Annotated in this window: 15 protein-coding genes; all 15 read left to right on the plus strand. The window is 55.5% G+C overall.

Annotated elements, in window-relative coordinates:
* The first annotated feature begins 212 nt into the window (after positions 1–212).
* The 15 genes from gspC (at position 213) to HV355_RS16700 (ending at position 16,395) form a co-directional block, all read left to right on the plus strand.
* Positions 213–944 (plus strand): type II secretion system protein GspC, encoded by a 732-nt coding sequence (gene gspC / locus HV355_RS16630; protein ID WP_182402703.1) that lies wholly within the window; start codon positions 213–215, stop codon positions 942–944.
* 12 nt (positions 945–956) lie between these two features.
* A complete protein-coding gene (gspD, locus tag HV355_RS16635) occupies positions 957–2,876 on the plus strand; it encodes a type II secretion system secretin GspD (RefSeq protein ID WP_182402705.1) in 1,920 nt (639 codons plus the stop codon).
* 15 nt (positions 2,877–2,891) lie between these two features.
* Positions 2,892–4,370, plus strand: a complete 1,479-nt coding sequence (gene gspE / locus HV355_RS16640; RefSeq protein WP_182402707.1) for a type II secretion system ATPase GspE — start codon at positions 2,892–2,894, stop codon at positions 4,368–4,370.
* On the plus strand, positions 4,370–5,578 hold the full coding sequence (gspF, locus tag HV355_RS16645) for a type II secretion system inner membrane protein GspF (RefSeq protein WP_182402709.1): 1,209 nt from the start codon (positions 4,370–4,372) through the stop codon (positions 5,576–5,578). The genes gspE and gspF overlap by 1 nt, the downstream gene beginning before the upstream one ends.
* A 3-nt stretch (positions 5,579–5,581) precedes the next feature.
* Entirely contained in the window at positions 5,582–6,031 is a 450-nt protein-coding gene (gene gspG / locus HV355_RS16650; protein ID WP_028012525.1) for a type II secretion system major pseudopilin GspG, read from the plus strand.
* A complete protein-coding gene (gene gspH, locus HV355_RS16655) occupies positions 6,031–6,516 on the plus strand; it encodes a type II secretion system minor pseudopilin GspH (RefSeq protein WP_182402711.1) in 486 nt (161 codons plus the stop codon). The genes gspG and gspH overlap by 1 nt, the downstream gene beginning before the upstream one ends.
* Positions 6,509–6,889: a type II secretion system minor pseudopilin GspI gene (gene gspI, locus HV355_RS16660; RefSeq protein ID WP_182402713.1), complete on the plus strand. Its 381-nt coding sequence runs from the start codon at positions 6,509–6,511 to the stop codon at positions 6,887–6,889. Before gspH ends, gspI begins: the two co-directional genes overlap by 8 nt.
* Positions 6,886–7,509, plus strand: a complete 624-nt coding sequence (gene gspJ, locus HV355_RS16665; protein ID WP_182402715.1) for a type II secretion system minor pseudopilin GspJ — start codon at positions 6,886–6,888, stop codon at positions 7,507–7,509. Before gspI ends, gspJ begins: the two co-directional genes overlap by 4 nt.
* Positions 7,506–8,516: a type II secretion system minor pseudopilin GspK gene (gene gspK / locus HV355_RS16670; protein ID WP_148399760.1), complete on the plus strand. Its 1,011-nt coding sequence runs from the start codon at positions 7,506–7,508 to the stop codon at positions 8,514–8,516. The genes gspJ and gspK overlap by 4 nt, the downstream gene beginning before the upstream one ends.
* Before the next feature lie 15 nt (positions 8,517–8,531).
* The gene (gene gspL / locus HV355_RS16675) at positions 8,532–9,665 is read left to right on the plus strand and encodes a type II secretion system protein GspL (RefSeq protein ID WP_120158444.1); all 1,134 of its coding nucleotides are present in this window, start codon (positions 8,532–8,534) and stop codon (positions 9,663–9,665) included.
* Positions 9,662–10,147 (plus strand): type II secretion system protein M, encoded by a 486-nt coding sequence (locus HV355_RS16680; protein WP_182402717.1) that lies wholly within the window; start codon positions 9,662–9,664, stop codon positions 10,145–10,147. Before gspL ends, HV355_RS16680 begins: the two co-directional genes overlap by 4 nt.
* Positions 10,144–10,941: an A24 family peptidase gene (locus HV355_RS16685; RefSeq protein WP_182402719.1), complete on the plus strand. Its 798-nt coding sequence runs from the start codon at positions 10,144–10,146 to the stop codon at positions 10,939–10,941. The genes HV355_RS16680 and HV355_RS16685 overlap by 4 nt, the downstream gene beginning before the upstream one ends.
* Positions 10,942–11,195: 254 nt before the next feature.
* Positions 11,196–13,907: a glycosyl hydrolase family 18 protein gene (locus HV355_RS16690; RefSeq protein ID WP_148399758.1), complete on the plus strand. Its 2,712-nt coding sequence runs from the start codon at positions 11,196–11,198 to the stop codon at positions 13,905–13,907.
* Between the two features lie 109 nt (positions 13,908–14,016).
* Positions 14,017–14,457: a type III secretion system invasion protein IagB gene (gene iagB, locus HV355_RS16695; protein WP_108415977.1), complete on the plus strand. Its 441-nt coding sequence runs from the start codon at positions 14,017–14,019 to the stop codon at positions 14,455–14,457.
* Positions 14,458–14,589: 132 nt separating this feature from the next.
* Complete coding sequence (locus tag HV355_RS16700; RefSeq protein WP_108415978.1) at positions 14,590–16,395, plus strand: glycoside hydrolase family 19 protein; 1,806 nt, start codon at positions 14,590–14,592, stop codon at positions 16,393–16,395.
* Positions 16,396–16,807 lie beyond the last annotated feature (412 nt).

Below are 16,807 nucleotides of genomic sequence, written 5' to 3' on the forward strand. Positions count from 1 at the left end.
ATATCCTGCCGGTAAGGCCTAACATCTGGATTTTATACGGTCAATATTTTTCGGTATGAAAGTTAGCGGCAAAGTCAGTGGTTGTTTTTACAGCGTGAAATTACTCTTTGCTCACATATTGGCGCAGCACGACGCTGCTTATTTTCGCTTTGTTAAAGGCCAGATGAAAAATGAGGTTCTCATTTCTGTCACGGTGGGTAACGCCTTGCATTATGTTTGTGCTGTTAATTTTTTGCGGCGAGCAAGGGTATCTGACGTTTAAAGATTATAAAAAAGTTACGAATAAGTTGGCTAATGCTGATGCGCAGCCGCTGAAAAAACGTCATGACGAAAAGCCATTCACCCTTTTCACGGCAGCGGTACGTCAGGACAACGCGGCAACGGCGGTAAACGTCCCGCTGGCAGCGGAAATAGAAGGCATTGTTCGCAGCGATGACGCCTGGCTTTCGTTCGCCGTTATCAAAACGCCGGGTGGCCAGAAGAGCTACCGTGAAGGCGAGCCGCTGATCGGTTTTAACGATGCTTTTATTCAGGAAATTAATAAAGACAATGTGGTGGTTAATTACGAAGGTGCTACGCAGGTACTGGCGTTAAATAAACCTGATTATTTTAAAGGCGGCGTTGACAGCGGCCCGGTGACCAAATCGACGAAAGATGCAGGCGTGGACAGTGTGCATCTGGATGATTATCTGGTGTTAAAGCCGTTAATCGAAAAGGGCCAACTGGAAGGCTTTAATATTAATCCACGGAATGCGTCTCCTTTTTACAGCGATACAGGGCTGAAAAAAGGCGATGTGGTAGTGAAAGTCAACGACGTCGATATGACGAAAGAAGCGCAGGCGAAAAATATCATCGCTAACTGGTCGAAAATGAAAGAGGCGGAGGTCGTCGTCAGGCGGCACGCTCACCTTGAAAATATTCGGGTTAATGTTTTAAACAATTAACAAGTGTACATCATGAAGAAATTTCCGTGGGCGTGCGTGGCGCTGACCGCATTGTCGTTATATTCCAGTTCGCTGCTTGCAGCTAACTTTAGCGCCAGCTTTAAAAATACCGATATCCGCGAGTTTATTGATACGGTGAGCCGCAATCTGAACAAAACCATTCTCGTCGACCCGTCCGTTCAGGGCTCTGTGTCGGTGCGAACCTACAACGTGCTGACGGAAGATGAGTACTACCAGTTCTTCCTGAGCGTGCTGGATCTGTACGGCCTGTCGGTGATCCCGATGGACAACGGCATGGTGAAAGTGGTGCGCTCAAGCGTAGCCCGCACCGCCGGCGCGCCGCTGGCCGACAGCAAAAACCCGGGCAAAGGCGATGAGATCATCACCCGCGTGGTGCGCATGGAAAACGTGCCGGTGCGTGAACTGGCCCCGCTGCTGCGTCAGCTTAACGATGCCACCGGCATCGGCAACGTGGTGCACTTCGAGCCCTCCAACGTGCTGCTGTTGACCGGTAAAGCCTCGGTGGTGAACCGCCTGGTGGATCTGGTGCAGCGTGTCGATAAAGACGGCATTCAACGCCGCGAAATTGTGCCGCTGCGCTTTGCCTCCGCTAAAGATCTCTCGGACATGTTGAACAACCTCAACAACGAAGAGCAGAAGGGGCAGAACGCGCCGCAGCTGGCGACCAAAGTGGTGGCGGATGACGAAACCAATAGCCTGGTGATCAGCGGTTCGGAAGATGCGCGCATGCGTACCCGCTCCCTGATCCATCAGCTGGATCGCGAGCAGAACAACGAGGGGAATACCCGCGTCTTCTACCTCAAATTTGCCAGCGCCACGAAGGTGGTGCCGGTGCTGACAGGGATTGGCGAACATCTGAAGGACAAGCCGGGTGCCGCAAAAGCGAAAACCGCGAGCGCCTCGACGGATCTGAATATTACCGCCGACGAATCAACCAACTCGCTGGTGATCACCGCCCAGCCTAACGTGATGAACTCGCTTGAGAAAGTGATCGACAAGCTCGACATCCGCCGTCCGCAGGTGCTGGTGGAGGCGATCATTGCTGAAGTGCAGGACGGTAACGGTCTGGATCTCGGCGTACAGTGGACCGGCAAGCACGGCGGCGTGCAGTTCGGCTCCACCGGCCTGCCAATCAGCCAGATTAAGAACGGCACTATGAAGGGGGCGAGCTTCACCGGCCTGGCGACCGGCTTCTTTAACGGCGATTTCGGGGCGCTGATGACCGCGCTCTCTACCGACGGCAAAAACGACATTCTCTCCACGCCAAGCGTGGTCACGCTGGATAACAAAGAGGCGTCGTTCAACGTCGGTCAGGACGTTCCTGTGCTCTCCGGCTCCCAGACCACCAGCGGCGACAACGTCTTCAACTCCGTTGAGCGTAAGACGGTCGGTACCAAGCTGAAAATTGTGCCGCAAATCAACGACGGCGACATGATCCACCTGAAGATTGAGCAGGAAGTCTCCAGCGTTGACAACAGCGCGACGGAAGACGCCAGCCTCGGCCCAACCTTTAACACCCGCACCATCAACAACGAAGTGATGGTGCACAGCGGGCAGACGGTGGTGCTCGGCGGACTGATGGAAAACGTCACCAAGCAGTCGGTCTCCAAAGTGCCACTGCTGGGCGATATCCCGCTGGTCGGCCAACTGTTCCGCTACACCTCGCAGGATTCGTCCAAGCGTAACCTGATGGTGTTTATCCATACCACCGTTCTGCGTGACGACGACAACTACAGCGCGGCGTCAAAAGAGAAATATGACCAGATCCGCGCCCGCCAGCAGCAGCGTGTGGAAGAGAAAAAGCTCGGCATTATTGAGCCAGCGGATAACGCGGTACTGCCCGCGTTTCCCGTCGACGCCAGCGCCGCACCGGTGAAAACCAGCGCATCGCGTAATCCGTTCAAACACTAAGGCGGAGGGGGCAACGTGGACGAACTGAGTAAAGCGCTGTGCAGCAGCAGCTACGCAAAGGATAACGGCGTTCTGTTTTATAACAATGACGTCTACATCCGTGATGACACGCCAGCGACGGCACTGCTGGAGGTGCGCCGGGTGCTGGGACGCGCGTTCGTCCCGGTGACCCTGACGGCGGAAGCCTTTGACGAACTGCTTGCCAGGATCTGGCAGCAGAGCAGCGGCATGTCGCAGCAGCTGGTGGACGACATGGACGCGGATATCGATCTGATGGCGTTAACCGAGGAGATCCCGGATCACGAGAATCTGCTCGATAACGACGAAAACTCCCCGGTGATCCGCCTGATCAACGCCATTCTCGGCGAGGCGGTCAAAGACGGCGCGTCGGATATTCATATCGAAACCTTCGAACGCACGCTGAGCATTCGCTTCCGCGTCGACGGCGTGCTGCGCCCGGTGCTGCAGCCGGCGCGTAAGCTCGCGCCGCTGCTGGTGTCGCGCATCAAGGTGATGTCAAAACTGGACATCGCCGAGAAGCGCCTGCCGCAGGATGGTCGTATCTCCCTGCGCATTGGCCGCAAGGCGATCGACGTGCGCGTGTCGACCATTCCTTCCCAGTACGGCGAGCGCGTGGTCATGCGTCTGCTCGATAAAAGCAACCTGAAGCCCGACATCAACAAGCTGGGCCTGATTGATGAAGAGCTGGAGAAGTTAAAAGGGCTGATTGACCGCCCGCACGGCATTATCCTGGTCACCGGGCCAACGGGCTCCGGTAAAAGTACCACCCTGTACGCCATTCTCTCGGCGCTGAACGGCCATGAACGCAACATCCTGACCGTTGAAGACCCGATTGAATACGAGCTGGAAGGGGTGGGGCAGACGCAGGTTAACCCGCGCGTGGACATGACCTTTGCCCGCGGGCTGCGCGCTATTCTGCGTCAGGATCCGGACGTGGTGATGATCGGGGAAATTCGCGACGGTGAAACCGCGCAAATTGCGGTGCAGGCGTCGCTCACCGGTCACCTGGTCATGTCTACGCTGCACACCAACAGCGCCGCAGGGGCGATTACCCGTCTGCGCGATATGGGGCTGGAGTCCTTTTTAATCGGTTCATCGTTGCTCGGTGTCATTGCCCAGCGTCTGGTGCGTCGGCTGTGTACCCACTGCCGAACCACCAGTCCGCTGGACGCCAATGAAAAAGCGCTGTTCAGCTTTATGGACGCGCCGCCCAAAGCGATTTACCGCGCGGTGGGCTGCGAGCACTGCCGCCAGAGCGGCTACCAGGGGCGTGCCGGTATTCATGAGTTCCTCGTCGTGGACAGCACCATGCGTCGGGCCATTCATGAAGATAAGGACGAGATGTCCATCGAAACGCAGCTGTTTAAGCAGGCCTACAGCCTGCGCGAAAACGGGCTGCTGAAGGTGATTAGCGGCGTAACCTCTCTGGAAGAGGTGATGCGCGTCACCGCCGAGCGTGGGGGAGATGAGTAATGGCCTTCTACGCCTGGACGGCGACGGATGTCGCGGGCAAAACCCGGCGCGGCACTTTGCAGGCCGAGGGGCAAAAGCAGGTTCGCCAGATGTTGCGCGAGCAAAAGCTGATGCCCGTCAGCATCACCGAAACCCGCGAGGCGGCGGCGTCCGGTAAAGCAAAAACCGGGGCCAAGCTCTCCACGCCGGTGCTGTCGATGTTTACCCGTCAGCTCTCCACGCTGGTCAACGCCGCGCTGCCGCTGGAGAGCGCGCTGAAGGCGATCTCGAAGCAGACGGAAGACAAAAAGCTGGCGACGATGGTGGTAGAGATCCGCGAGAAGGTGGTGGAAGGGCATACGCTCTTCGACGCCTTTAGCCAGTTCCCGCGCACCTTCGACAAGCTCTACTGCACGCTGGTGATGGCCGGTGAAAAGACCGGCCACCTGGGCGACGTGCTGGAGAAGCTGGCGGAATACAACGAGCAGCGCCAGAAGATGAAAAGCAAGCTGACGCAGGCGATGGTCTACCCGATAACCCTGACAGTGGTGGCCATCGCGGTGATCGGCATTCTGCTGGTGGCGGTGGTGCCGCAGGTGATCGAGCAGTTCACCCACATGAAGCAGCAGCTGCCGATCACCACCCGCACGCTGATTGCGGTGAGCGATTTCCTGCAGGCCTACGGCATCTATATTGTCGGGCTTCTGGGCGGTGGGGTTGTCGGTTTTAAAACCTGGCTCAGAAATGCCAAAAACCGTTTTCGCTGGAACCGCTGGCTGGTGAACGGCGCGCCGATTAAAAAGCTGGTGTGCGCCATCAACAGCGCCCGCTATATCCGCACCCTGAGTATTCTGCAGGCCAGCAGCGTACCGCTGCTGGAGGGGATGTATATCGCCATGGACGGTATCGAAAACCTCTACGCCCGACAGGTGCTGGAGCAGGCGGCGGATACCGTGCGCCAGGGGGCATCGCTTTACGCGGCGCTCGAGCAGGCGAAATTATTCCCGCCGACCATGCTGTACATGATTGCCTCCGGCGAAGAGAGCGGCGAATTAGGCAATTTAATGGACCGCGCGGCGGAAAACCAGGAATCGGCGCTGCAGCATCGCATTACGTTAACGCTGTCGGTATTTGAACCGGCGCTGGTGGTCTCCATGGCGACGATTGTTTTATTCATCGTGCTGTCAATATTACAACCGCTTCTGCAACTTAATAATATGGTAGGTTAAATCATGGCTTTAAAACGTAAAAACCTGGCTCGCCAGGCGGGCTTCACATTGCTCGAATTAATGGTGGTCATCGTTATTCTCGGCGTTTTAGCGAGTATGGTGGTGCCAAACTTAATGGGCAATAAAGAAAAAGCGGATACGCAAAAAGCGACCAGCGATATTGTCGCGCTCGAAGGTTCGCTGGATATGTACAAGCTGGATAACCACCGCTATCCGACCACCGAACAGGGATTGCAGGCGCTGGTGACCAAGCCTGAAATCGCGCCCATCCCGAACGGCTACCGCGCCGACGGCTATATTCGCCGCCTGCCGCAGGATCCGTGGGGCGGGGATTATATCCTGGTGAGCCCGGGCGAACACGGTGCGGTTGACGTCTTCTCTGCCGGTCCGGACGGTGAAGCCAATACCGCTGATGATATTACGAACTGGTCTCTGGATAAGAAAGAGAAATAATGAAACATCAACGCGGCTTTACGTTGCTGGAAATTATTCTGGCGCTGGTGATATTTGCCAGCTGCGCCATGATGGTGGTGTCAACAATACCCTCGCGCAGCGGTGCGGATATATTTGGCCAGCAATTAAAAGCCCTCGTTGATTATGGTTCAGACCGTGCGGTAATGGATGGAAATATCGTCGGGCTGGTAATGACCACGGATAACTATCTGCTGGTGACGCTCGACGATAAAAACGGTGAGCGCCGCTGGGTGCCGTTAACCGCGGGCCGTATTACCACCAAAGGCGATTTCCCTGAGGAGATGCACGTTTCGCTCTCGCCGCAGCGTCTGGCCGCCACGGTCGCCTCCGAGCCGCAGGTGATCTTTTTGCCGGACGGTGAAATCAGCCGCTTCACGCTGACGCTGCAAAGCTACGACAAACAGCACCATTTCCGCGTGGTGTCGCAGGGCGCGGCTCCGGTATCGGTAGAAAACGATGGCTAACGGAAAGAAAAAGCAAACGGGAATGACGCTGCTGGAGGTCATGGTCGCGCTGGTGATCTTCTCCACCGCCGCGCTGGCGCTGATGAACTCGGTCTCCCTGAACGTGCGTTTTACCCACGGGCTGGCCGACACGCTGCAGGCGAGCTGGGTAGCTGAGAATCAGCTGGCAGAAGCGCAGCTCGCGAAAACCGACTTCCCGGATGCTGAGCAGCAGGGAACGGAAATCATGGGCGGACGCAGCTGGAACTGGCACAAGCAGCGGGTCAAAACCGCCGACAGCGGCTGGGCTAACGCCATCCGCGTGTATGCGGAGGGCGACGACAGCCAGCCGGTCATCACGTTACAGATCGTTGGGCCGGGAGAGAGCCAGTGAAGAGAACCCGACGCCAGGGCGGTTTTACCCTGCTGGAAATCATGATTGCGCTGACCATCTTTGCGGTGATCAGCACCCTGGCCTGGCAAATTCTGGACGGCGCGATGCGCACCAGCTCGGCCACCGATGCCAGCGCGGCGAAGCTCAATCAGCTCCAGCGGGCCTGGAACCTGATGGAGCGCGATTTCTACCAGCTGCAGGCGCGCGCGCCGCGCAACGAGCCGGAACTGTTTCGTCAGGTGGACGACGCGCTTGAGCTGACCACGCTGAACGGCGTGAGCGGAACGGTCCAGCTGGAGCGCGTGCGCTGGCGGCTGGAAGCGGGGCGGTTGTATCGCGACGTCTGGCCGGTGATTGACGGCCCGGCGGACGCCAAACCCGATGAAGTCCCAATTGTCAGCGCGGTGAAATCCCTCCAGTGGCGTTTTTACCGTCAGGGCTGGCAGAAAAGCTGGAACGACCCGGCGCACCTGCCGGACGGCGTGGAGCTGACGCTGACCATGGAAAACGGCGATACCTGGCGCTGGGTGTTTACGACCCCGGGCGATATGCCTGAAGCGGCCACACCAGCGCCTGCCGCAGCGCCTGCGCCACAACCGGCACCGGAAGCAAAATCATGAGTGCATTACGCAAACAGAAAGGCGTGGCACTGCTGGTGGTGCTGATCCTCCTGGTGATGATGTCGGCGCTGGCCGCCAAAATCAGCCAGCAGTTCTGCCGCAACCTGCAAAAAACGCATTACCAGGTAAGCCAGCAGCAGCTGCGCTGGGCGATGCAGGCGCAGGAAAAGGTGGTGAAAGACCGGCTGCAGACCGACGCCAGCGGGGAAAGCAAACCGCTCTCCCTCGACGGCGACTGGCATCAGCCGCTGGAAACCCGGGGTGAAGACTACACGGTGGTCAGCCAGGTGGAAGACGCGCAGGACTGCTTTAACGTCAATAACCTGCTGGCGGTCGAAAAAATTGCGCAGGGGCAAAACGCCCCGACGGTGCCGGAAAAGCCCCGCAGAGAGCAGATTGTTGAACGGCTTCTGACGGAGAGCGGCCTGAGCCAGACCAACGCGGAAGAGGTGTATCTGCAGCTGGTGGACTATCTCGATGGCGACACGACGACGGCCAAAGAAGGCGCAGAGACCGATGCCTGGGCTGGCGTGGTGCCCGCCCGCCAACCGGCGAACCAGATGATGCGCACCATTGCCGAGATCAAGCTGCTGCCTGCGTTCCCGGCTGCCGCTTATCCGAAGGTGAGCAAGCTGCTGTGCGCGCTGCCGGACTCCGCCAGCAAGGTGGATGTGAACACCCTTAAACCGGAGCAGGCCGCCTTACTGGCCGCCCTGTTCCCCGGAAAACTCAATGAAGATGATGCCGCTCGCCTGATTGAATCGCGTCCTGAAACCGGCTGGGAAAATAGGGAAACCTTCAGCAAAGCGCTGGAGCAGAGCTTCCCTCAGTTAAAGGACGACCTCCCACAGGTGGCCGACTATCTCTCCATTAATAGCCGGTATTTCCGCGTGAACTATACCGGCAATACCGATGAATTAACGCTTCGCGTGGTGAGCCAGCTTCAGGTGAATAACGAAGCCGGTGAGATCGTGACGTGGCAACGTCGTTACCGAATGATTGAATAAGAAAAGTAGAACGCTATGAAACAGGTCCTTTTTGTTCGTCCCGACAGCCGCGAGGGCGGGAAAATAATGTGGTGTGTCTCCGGCAGCGAGCAGGTTGAGGTGCTGGAGAGCCTGGACGCGCTGGTGGACCATCCTCTGGCCGCCCGCGTTTGTTTGCTGCTGCCCGCCTGCAACATGATCTTCCGCCACTTTACGCTGCCGAAGAAAGTTGCCTCGCAGGCGACGGCATTCTCGTGGATGGCGGAAGAGACGTTGATTGGTGACGTGGATAACCTTCACTGGACGGTGCTCAACAAAAAGGGCGCCGAGGTCGATGCTGTGGCGATTGATGCCGACCTGCTGCGCGCATGGTTAACCCGTTTTCAGGCCGCTGGAATGAAGGTGATTCAGGCATTGCCGGATGCCTGGCTACTGCCGGTGGCTGAAGGGGGAAGCACGCTTGTCCAACAGGATGAAAGCTATTGGCTGCGTTTATCCCCTCATACCGCCGGGGAGATGGAGGCCAGCCTGCTGCCGCTGCTGATGCAAAAAGCGGGCGAGGGCGAGGTGTGCTGCTACGGCGCGCAGCCTGAGGGGGTTGACGTGGACCTTCTGCAGCCCTGGCAGCACCCGCTGGTACTGATTCAGCCGCAGTGGCAAACCTGCCGCGTGAATATTATGCACGGCGAATTCAGTGCAAAAGCGGGCACGGATAAAGCCCGGAAAGGCATCAAAGCGGCAATGGTCGCGGCGGGCCTGCTCTCTCTCGGCCTGCTCCTGGGCCCGCGCGTCGCCATGGCCTGGATGCTCGTTCAGCAGGAGAATGCCATTCAGCAGGAGATTGTTCAGGTTTACCAGCACCATTTCCCCAGCATGCGCCAGCAGACCAACATCAAATACCACTTTGGTCAAAACATGAAGAAACAGACCAAAGGGGTATTTTTGCAGCTTGAAGTGCTGGAGAAAGCCAGGCAGGCCGTACCGGCGATGGAGATCGATCTGCTGGAATACGATGCTCAACAGAATACGCTGACGCTGAGCGTCAGTGCGCAAACCCAAACCGCGTTGCAGACGTTTGTGAAGCAGGCCGGTGAAAACTTTGATTTCACCTTGCAGCCTGTCTCCACCGCTGCGCCTTATACCGCCATGATCGCAGGGAAATATAAATGAAAGAGCGAATCGCGCAGCTTAAGTCTCGTTACCAGAATTACAGCGTCAGGGAAAAAGTTCTTATAAAAATGTTTGCCGTTGCCCTTGCAGGGGCGGCCGTTTATTACGCAGGTGTGATCCCGCTGGATAATATGATTCAAAACAGTAAAGCCACGCTAAGCAGACAAAAGGAGACGCTGAACTGGATGCGCAGTGAAATAGATAAAAATCATCTGCAGGTACAGATTATCAAAACGGATAATCCACGCACGGTGGTGGAGAATAGTGCGCATGAGATTAATTTGTCACTGACGGATGTGCGTCAGGATGGGCAAACCTTATCCTTTGTGGTCAGTCGCGTTAACGTTTATGAATTAAAGAGCTGGCTGCGGGAAATTAACCAGACCGCAGGCGTCAGATTGCAGAAAATGAGCCTCACCCCGGTCGATCATCTCAGTGACGTAAAAGCCGAAGTGCAGCTCACCTGGAGCAAAACCGCATGAACACCTTCGCGCTGATGCGGGAGGTCTACCCGGTGGGGTTCCCGGTGATGAGCGCGATCCTGGGCGGTATAGTGGGGAGCTTTCTGGGCGTCGTCGCCGAGCGCGTACCGGGCATGGTGATGGACGACGAGGGCGGAGGCAATTTGCTGTTCCCGGCCTCGCACTGCCCGGCGTGTCAGCACGCGCTGGCCGCCTGGGAGAATATTCCGCTGGTCAGCTGGCTTGTTTTACGCGGACGCTGTAGCCGCTGCGGCACCGCCATCCCGCTGCGGATATTTTTAATCGAACTTTTTTCCGCGCTGTTTTTTGGCGTCTCCGCCTGGTGTATGCCGGACGTCCAGTCATTGTTCTCCCTGTGGCTGCTGGGGAGCTTTTTAATGCCCCTTGCGCTGATCGACTGGCGGCACCAGCTGCTGCCGGACTGCCTGACGCAGCCCCTGTTGTGGGCAGGATTATTGCTCCATGCATTTGACCATACGCTGCCGCTACGCGATGCGCTGTTCGGCGCCGTTGCGGGCTATCTCTCGCTCTGGCTGCTGTACTGGGCGTTTCGCCTGACCACCGGACGGGAAGGGCTGGGATATGGTGATTTTAAGCTGCTGGCGGCCCTGGGCGCCTGGTGCGGCTGGCAGGCATTGCCCTCGCTGGAATTAATCGCTGCGTTGAGCGGTATTGTCGGTTATTTCGCGTTAACGCATTTAAATAAAAATAACCTCACTATTTCTTTCGGACCTTATCTCTCATTTGCTGGAATAGTGGTGTTCAGTGCACAGCAGTTTGCTTTCATATTTTAAATATTCAGGTCAAGTTGTTTTATAAATTTTTTCGATTGTGTAAGAGAAGGACGTCTCTTTGCGCTCAGTGTATCGTAAGGGATATAAGCTACACGGAATTTGGGCTTGTATCTTTTTATGGAGGAATACAACGCAGCAACGCTTTTTTGTCACGGTTTTCAGGTTGGTTAAATACGCATTACGCGAAAACACGCCATGTTCTCATGGAAGACATGGGTTATTAACGTTACGAATAAATTTATCAGGAAATATAAATGAAATTTATGAAGCCTAAATATCTGGCGCTTTTTGTTGCGGCCGCAACAAGCTCTGTATTTGCAGCGGCACCAGGTACGCCGACTATCGGCTATGGCAATGACAAGTTTGCGCTTGTTGAAGTCGACCCGGCGGCACAGGATTACAACAACCTCGTTAAAGTACACAACGATGGTGTGGATGTGAAAGTCGAGTGGAACGTCTGGAGCGGTGATGCACCAACCTCTGCAAAAGTACTGCTGGATGGTAAAACCGTCTGGACAGGGGCGGGCAGCGCGAACGGCTCTGCGACCTTCAAGGTGAAAAAGGGCGGACGTTATCAGGAGCAGGTTGAACTCTGTAATACCAGCGGCTGCACGAAGAGCGCCAGCAAGCTGATCATCGTTGCAGATACCGACGGTAGCCACCTGCTGCCGCTAAATGCGCCGATGCAGGAGAACAACAAAACCTTCGCTAAGCACACCGACAAAGTGGTTGCGGCCTATTTCCCTGAATGGGGCGTGTACGGTCGTAACTTCCCGGTTGATAAAATCCCCGCAGCTAACCTGAACCATATCCTGTACGGCTTCATTCCAATCTGTGGCGGTGACGGCATCAACGACGGTCTGAAAACCGTTGAAGGCGGTAACAGCTTCGAAGTGCTTCAGCGTGACTGCCAGGGCCGCCCGGACTTTACCGTGGCGATCCACGATCCGTGGGCTGCGCTGCAAAAACCTCAGTCTGGCGTTTCTAACTGGGACGACCCGTACAAAGGTAACTTTGGCCAGCTGATGGCGCTGAAAAAAGCGCATCCAGACCTGAAAGTGCTGCCTTCCATCGGCGGCTGGACCCTGTCCGATCCGTTCTACCACATGGGCGACCCTGCCATTCGCGCACGCTTCGTCTCTTCCGTCAAAGAGTTCCTGCAAACCTGGAAATTCTTTGACGGTGTGGATATCGACTGGGAATTCCCGGGCGGCGGCGGCGTAACTGAGACCAAAGGCAATCCGCAGCAGGATAAAGCGACCTATACCGCGCTTATGCACGATCTGCGCACCATGCTGAACGAACTGTCTGCGCAGACTGGTCGTACCTATGAACTGACCAGCGCCATCGGTGCCGGTAAAGATAAAATTGAAGATGTGGATTACACCACCGCTCAACAGTATCTCGACCACATTTTCCTGATGAGCTATGACTTCTACGGCGGCTGGAGCAACACCGACCTGGGCCACCAGGCTGCGCTGCGTGCACCGGCATGGCGACCTGATACCAACTATACGACCGAAAACGGCGTTAACGCGCTGCTTCAGCAGGGCGTGCAGCCAGGCAAAATCGTCGTGGGTGCAGGTATGTATGGCCGCGGCTGGACCGGCGTGCATGGTTACACCGGCGACAATCCATTCACCGGTACCGCAACCGGTATGGTGAAAGGCACCTGGGAACCGGGCGTGGTTGACTACCGTCAGATTGTTAACGAATACAAAGGCAAGCCAGGCTGGGAATCCGGTTACGACGCAACCGCTGAAGCACCTTATGTGTTCAACAAGTCTACGGGCGATCTGATCTCTTATGAGGACGCGCGTTCAACAACGGCAAAAGGCAAGTACGTTCTGGCGAATAACCTGGGCGGTCTCTTCGCATGGTCAATCGATTCTGACACCGGCGATATCCTGAACGCGATGAACGAGAGCCTGATGGGCGGTTCTGCTCCGGTCGACCCGGTTGTAACCAACCACGCGCCAATCGCGTCATCTGCTGACCAGAACATCTCTGGCCCGGCGACCGTTACGCTCGATGGTTCTGCTTCCAGCGATCCAGATGGTGATGCGATTACCTATAAATGGACTCAGGTTTCTGGCCCATCGGTCACTATCACCAACAGCACCAAAGCGAAAGCGACCTTTAATATTGCAGCCGCGACGTCCGACCAGACTCTGGTGTTCCGCCTGACGGTGACTGACGCTAAAGGCCTGAGCAACGCGATTGATGTGCAGGTTGTGAACAAAGCGCCAAAAGCGAACCAGGCGCCGGTGGTAAACCAGATGGAAGCGGTCACGCTGCAGGCGGGTGAAACCTACGCCCTGCATGCGCAGGCTGTGGATCCTGACGGTGACGTGCTGACCTACGCCTGGAGCGTACCAGCGGACATGCACGCCACCGGTACTGATACCGCGAACGTGAGTATCACTGCGCCAGATGTGGCCTCTACGTCTACTTACACCCTGAGCGTGGTTATCGGCGATGGTAAAACCAGCGTGCAGTCTAACGTGCAGGTTACCGTGAATCCGAAACCGGCTGACGTTACGCCACCGGCTGATGACGTTACGCCACCGGCTGATGATGTGACGCCTCCAGCGGACGACGTTACACCACCATCTGACGAAGGCTCTGCAACCGGTAGCTGCGACAATCCTGTCGATGCTAACGCCAGCAAATATGCTGCGTGGGATGCCAGCAAAATCTACAACAATGGCGACACCGTGAGTGCCGACCATCTGGTGTGGAAAGCGAAGTACTGGACGCAGGGCAACAAGCCTGGCTTCGGTGTGGATGCATGGGAACTGGTCAGCAACGTGAAGATGAACTGGCGTTCTGACCTGGTCTACAACGGCGGCGAAACCACAACCTACCAGGGCAACGTTTACCGTGCCAAATGGTGGACCCGTGGTGATAACCCGGCTAACAGCGATGTATGGGTGAAAGAAGGTCCATCAACCGACTGCAAATAATCTAACCCGATAAACGCTCACCGCTCTCTTCCGAGGGTGGTGGGCGATTCAAAATTCATTTTACAGGATGTGGGCAAGGAGAAATTACCAAAACTGTCAGCAGGTAAAAATGAAAAAATTAATGTTGTTGTTATTGATAATAAGCCAAAGCGCACTGGCAAACTGTTGGGATAAAGCGGCGCATTATTATCATGTCGATCCTTATTTATTGTATGCCATCGCCAATGTTGAATCCGGAATGAATCCGTATGCGGTGGGCCAAAACCACGACGGCACACGCGATGTCGGGCTAATGCAAATAAACAGCTCGCATTTTACGGCGCTGGAGAGCAGGGGGATTGATGAGTACCGGCTAATGACCGAACCCTGTACCTCCATCATGGTGGGCGCGTCCATCCTGTCCGGAATGATTAAAGTTTATGGCTATAACTGGGAGGCGGTAGGCGCCTATAACGCCGGTTTGAAAAAAGAGAATTATCCGCAGCGGATGAAATATGCTCATAAAGTCTGGGCGAAATATCAGCAGTTGAAACTAGCGGCGCAATATTAATGTTTTTTATTTTTGAAGAATTCCCGAGGGTGTTCTTCGAAAAGTGAAAACAGCTGTCTGTGGTTTATTTATTAACGGATTAATACATAAGCCGGGATTTTTAATTTAACTTCTATTTACAGGAATACAGAAATGAACAAAAGGACGTTACTGAGTGTACTCGTTGCTGGCGCATGCGTAGCCCCGTTTATGGCGCAGGCTGCTTCGCTGCAAGCGACCACCAGTGAACCGTACACCATGAAAGCCAGCGATCTGGCGAAGAAGGAAAAAGAGCTGACCAGCTTCCCGCTGATGGCCTCCGTAAAAGAGACCATCCAGACGCTGGACAATGCTCAGGTCGAAATGATTGAGCCAGGCCGTGCGGCGAACCCGGAAAACGTTAAGCGCGTTGAAGGGATTGTGAAGGCCAGCGACTGGGAATACCTGTTCCCGATGCGTGCGCAGTCCTATACCTACAGCAACTTCCTGAAAGCGGTGGGTAAATTCCCGGCGCTGTGTAAGACCTACAACGACGGTCGCGACAGCGACGCCATCTGCCGTAAAGAGCTGGCAACCATGTTTGCCCACTTTGCGCAGGAAACCGGCGGCCACGAAAGCTGGCGTCCGGAAGCTGAATGGCGTCAGGCGCTGGTTCACGTCCGCGAAATGGGCTGGACTGAAGGTCAGAAGGGCGGCTATAACGGCGAATGTAATCCGGACATCTGGCAGGGGCAGACCTGGCCATGCGGGAAAGACAAAGACGGTGATTTCGTAAGCTACTTCGGCCGCGGTGCTAAACAACTGTCTTACAACTACAACTACGGTCCCTTCTCTGAAGCGATGTTTGGTACTGTCCGTACCCTGTTGGACAAGCCTGAACTGGTGGCCGACACCTGGCTGAATCTGGCGAGTGCTATCTTCTTCTTCGCCTATCCGCAGCCGCCAAAACCAAGCATGTTGCAGGTGATCGACGGCACGTGGCAGCCGAACGATCACGATAAGGCCAACGGTCTGGTACCGGGCTTTGGCGTGACCACCCAGATCATCAACGGCGGCGTCGAGTGCGGCGGCCCGACTGAAATCGCGCAGTCTCAGAACCGCATCAAGTACTACAAAGAGTTCGCGAACTACCTGAAAGTGCCTGTTCCGGCAAATGAAGTGCTGGGCTGCGCCAACATGAAGCAGTTCGATGAAGGCGGTGCCGGCGCGCTGAAGATTTACTGGGAACAGGACTGGGGATGGAGCGCCGATACGCCAGACGGTAAGACCTACTCTTGCCAGCTGGTGGGCTACCAGACGCCATTCAGCGCGTTCAAAGAGGGTGACTACACCAACTGCGTTAAGAAGTTCTATAACGTGAACATCATTAACGACGATGGTTCTGCCACTACGCCGGATGAAAAACCCGTCACGCCAACGCCAGCTGAAGATGAAATGCCAGCACCAGCGCCAGTACCGGATGAAACTCCGGTAGTCGTGAACCACGCCCCTGTAGCACAGATTGCAGGTCCAATCGGTGCGGTTGATGCCGGTGCGCAGGTCTCTCTGAGCGCGGAAGGTTCTACCGATGCTGATGGCAACAAGCTGACCTACACCTGGCGTTCACAGGATGGTCAGACCGTCACCGGTCAGGATAAAGCGGTGGTGACCTTCAAGGCGCCAGAAGCGGCGACGGCTCAGCAGATTGAAATCAGCCTCACCGTCAGCGATGGTGAACTGAGCAGCACCACGTCCTACCTGCTGAACGTGAAGGCGAAAGCGGCCACGCCATCTCAAGACGACGCGTCTTACGCCGCGTGGAGCGCGAACAGCAAGTACAACGCAGGTGATATCGTGAACAACCACGGTAAACTGTTCCAGTGCAAACCGTTCCCGTACAGCGGCTGGTGTAACAACGCTCCGGCATACTATGAACCAGGCGCAGGCCTGGCATGGTCTGATGCCTGGACGGCTCTGTAAAAGCAAACGGCAACCGAAAGGTTGCCGTTTTAGTGTTTGCACCCTCTCCCTATGGGAGAGGGCAGAGAAGAAGCAAAGCTAAAAAAAATTTTTTATAAAAACAATGGTTTAGTTATAATTTTAATCAACCAACTTATTTGAAGTTCAAGGAAAAGTTCAAATTTCAGAAGCCAATTTAAGAGGTGCTCCTGGATTATGCATTTTATTGCATAAAAAATTTATAAAAGAGCAGTGATAGGAAAGGTGTTAGTGTTTATAAATGAGATATCATAATAGTCAATGTGATTTGATAGACTACATCCTCTGACTGTAACATCATTTGCATGAGTTCGAGAAGGGTAGTCATAGGCAAACATGCCGTTTGAATATGTTCCTAACCAACCATAAGAGGCCATATCCCCCCAGTCACCAA

The sequence above is a fragment of the Enterobacter sp. RHBSTW-01064 genome (assembly GCF_014103035.1).
GTDB classification, from domain to species: domain Bacteria; phylum Pseudomonadota; class Gammaproteobacteria; order Enterobacterales; family Enterobacteriaceae; genus Enterobacter; species Enterobacter mori.

What these genes read in the sequence shown, in the direction of transcription:
- HV355_RS16690 (WP_148399758.1), top strand. Translation starts at nt 11,196, where the DNA reads ATGAAATTTATGAAGCCTAAATATCTGGCGCTTTTTGTTGCGGCCGCA.
- gspG (WP_028012525.1), top strand. Translation starts at nt 5,582, where the DNA reads ATGGCTTTAAAACGTAAAAACCTGGCTCGCCAGGCGGGCTTCACATTG.
- gspH (WP_182402711.1), top strand. Translation starts at nt 6,031, where the DNA reads ATGAAACATCAACGCGGCTTTACGTTGCTGGAAATTATTCTGGCGCTG.
- gspD (WP_182402705.1), top strand. Translation starts at nt 957, where the DNA reads ATGAAGAAATTTCCGTGGGCGTGCGTGGCGCTGACCGCATTGTCGTTA.
- gspC (WP_182402703.1), top strand. Translation starts at nt 213, where the DNA reads ATGTTTGTGCTGTTAATTTTTTGCGGCGAGCAAGGGTATCTGACGTTT.
- HV355_RS16680 (WP_182402717.1), top strand. Translation starts at nt 9,662, where the DNA reads ATGAAAGAGCGAATCGCGCAGCTTAAGTCTCGTTACCAGAATTACAGC.
- HV355_RS16685 (WP_182402719.1), top strand. Translation starts at nt 10,144, where the DNA reads ATGAACACCTTCGCGCTGATGCGGGAGGTCTACCCGGTGGGGTTCCCG.
- gspI (WP_182402713.1), top strand. Translation starts at nt 6,509, where the DNA reads ATGGCTAACGGAAAGAAAAAGCAAACGGGAATGACGCTGCTGGAGGTC.
- HV355_RS16700 (WP_108415978.1), top strand. Translation starts at nt 14,590, where the DNA reads ATGAACAAAAGGACGTTACTGAGTGTACTCGTTGCTGGCGCATGCGTA.
- gspL (WP_120158444.1), top strand. Translation starts at nt 8,532, where the DNA reads ATGAAACAGGTCCTTTTTGTTCGTCCCGACAGCCGCGAGGGCGGGAAA.
- gspF (WP_182402709.1), top strand. Translation starts at nt 4,370, where the DNA reads ATGGCCTTCTACGCCTGGACGGCGACGGATGTCGCGGGCAAAACCCGG.
- gspK (WP_148399760.1), top strand. Translation starts at nt 7,506, where the DNA reads ATGAGTGCATTACGCAAACAGAAAGGCGTGGCACTGCTGGTGGTGCTG.
- iagB (WP_108415977.1), top strand. Translation starts at nt 14,017, where the DNA reads ATGAAAAAATTAATGTTGTTGTTATTGATAATAAGCCAAAGCGCACTG.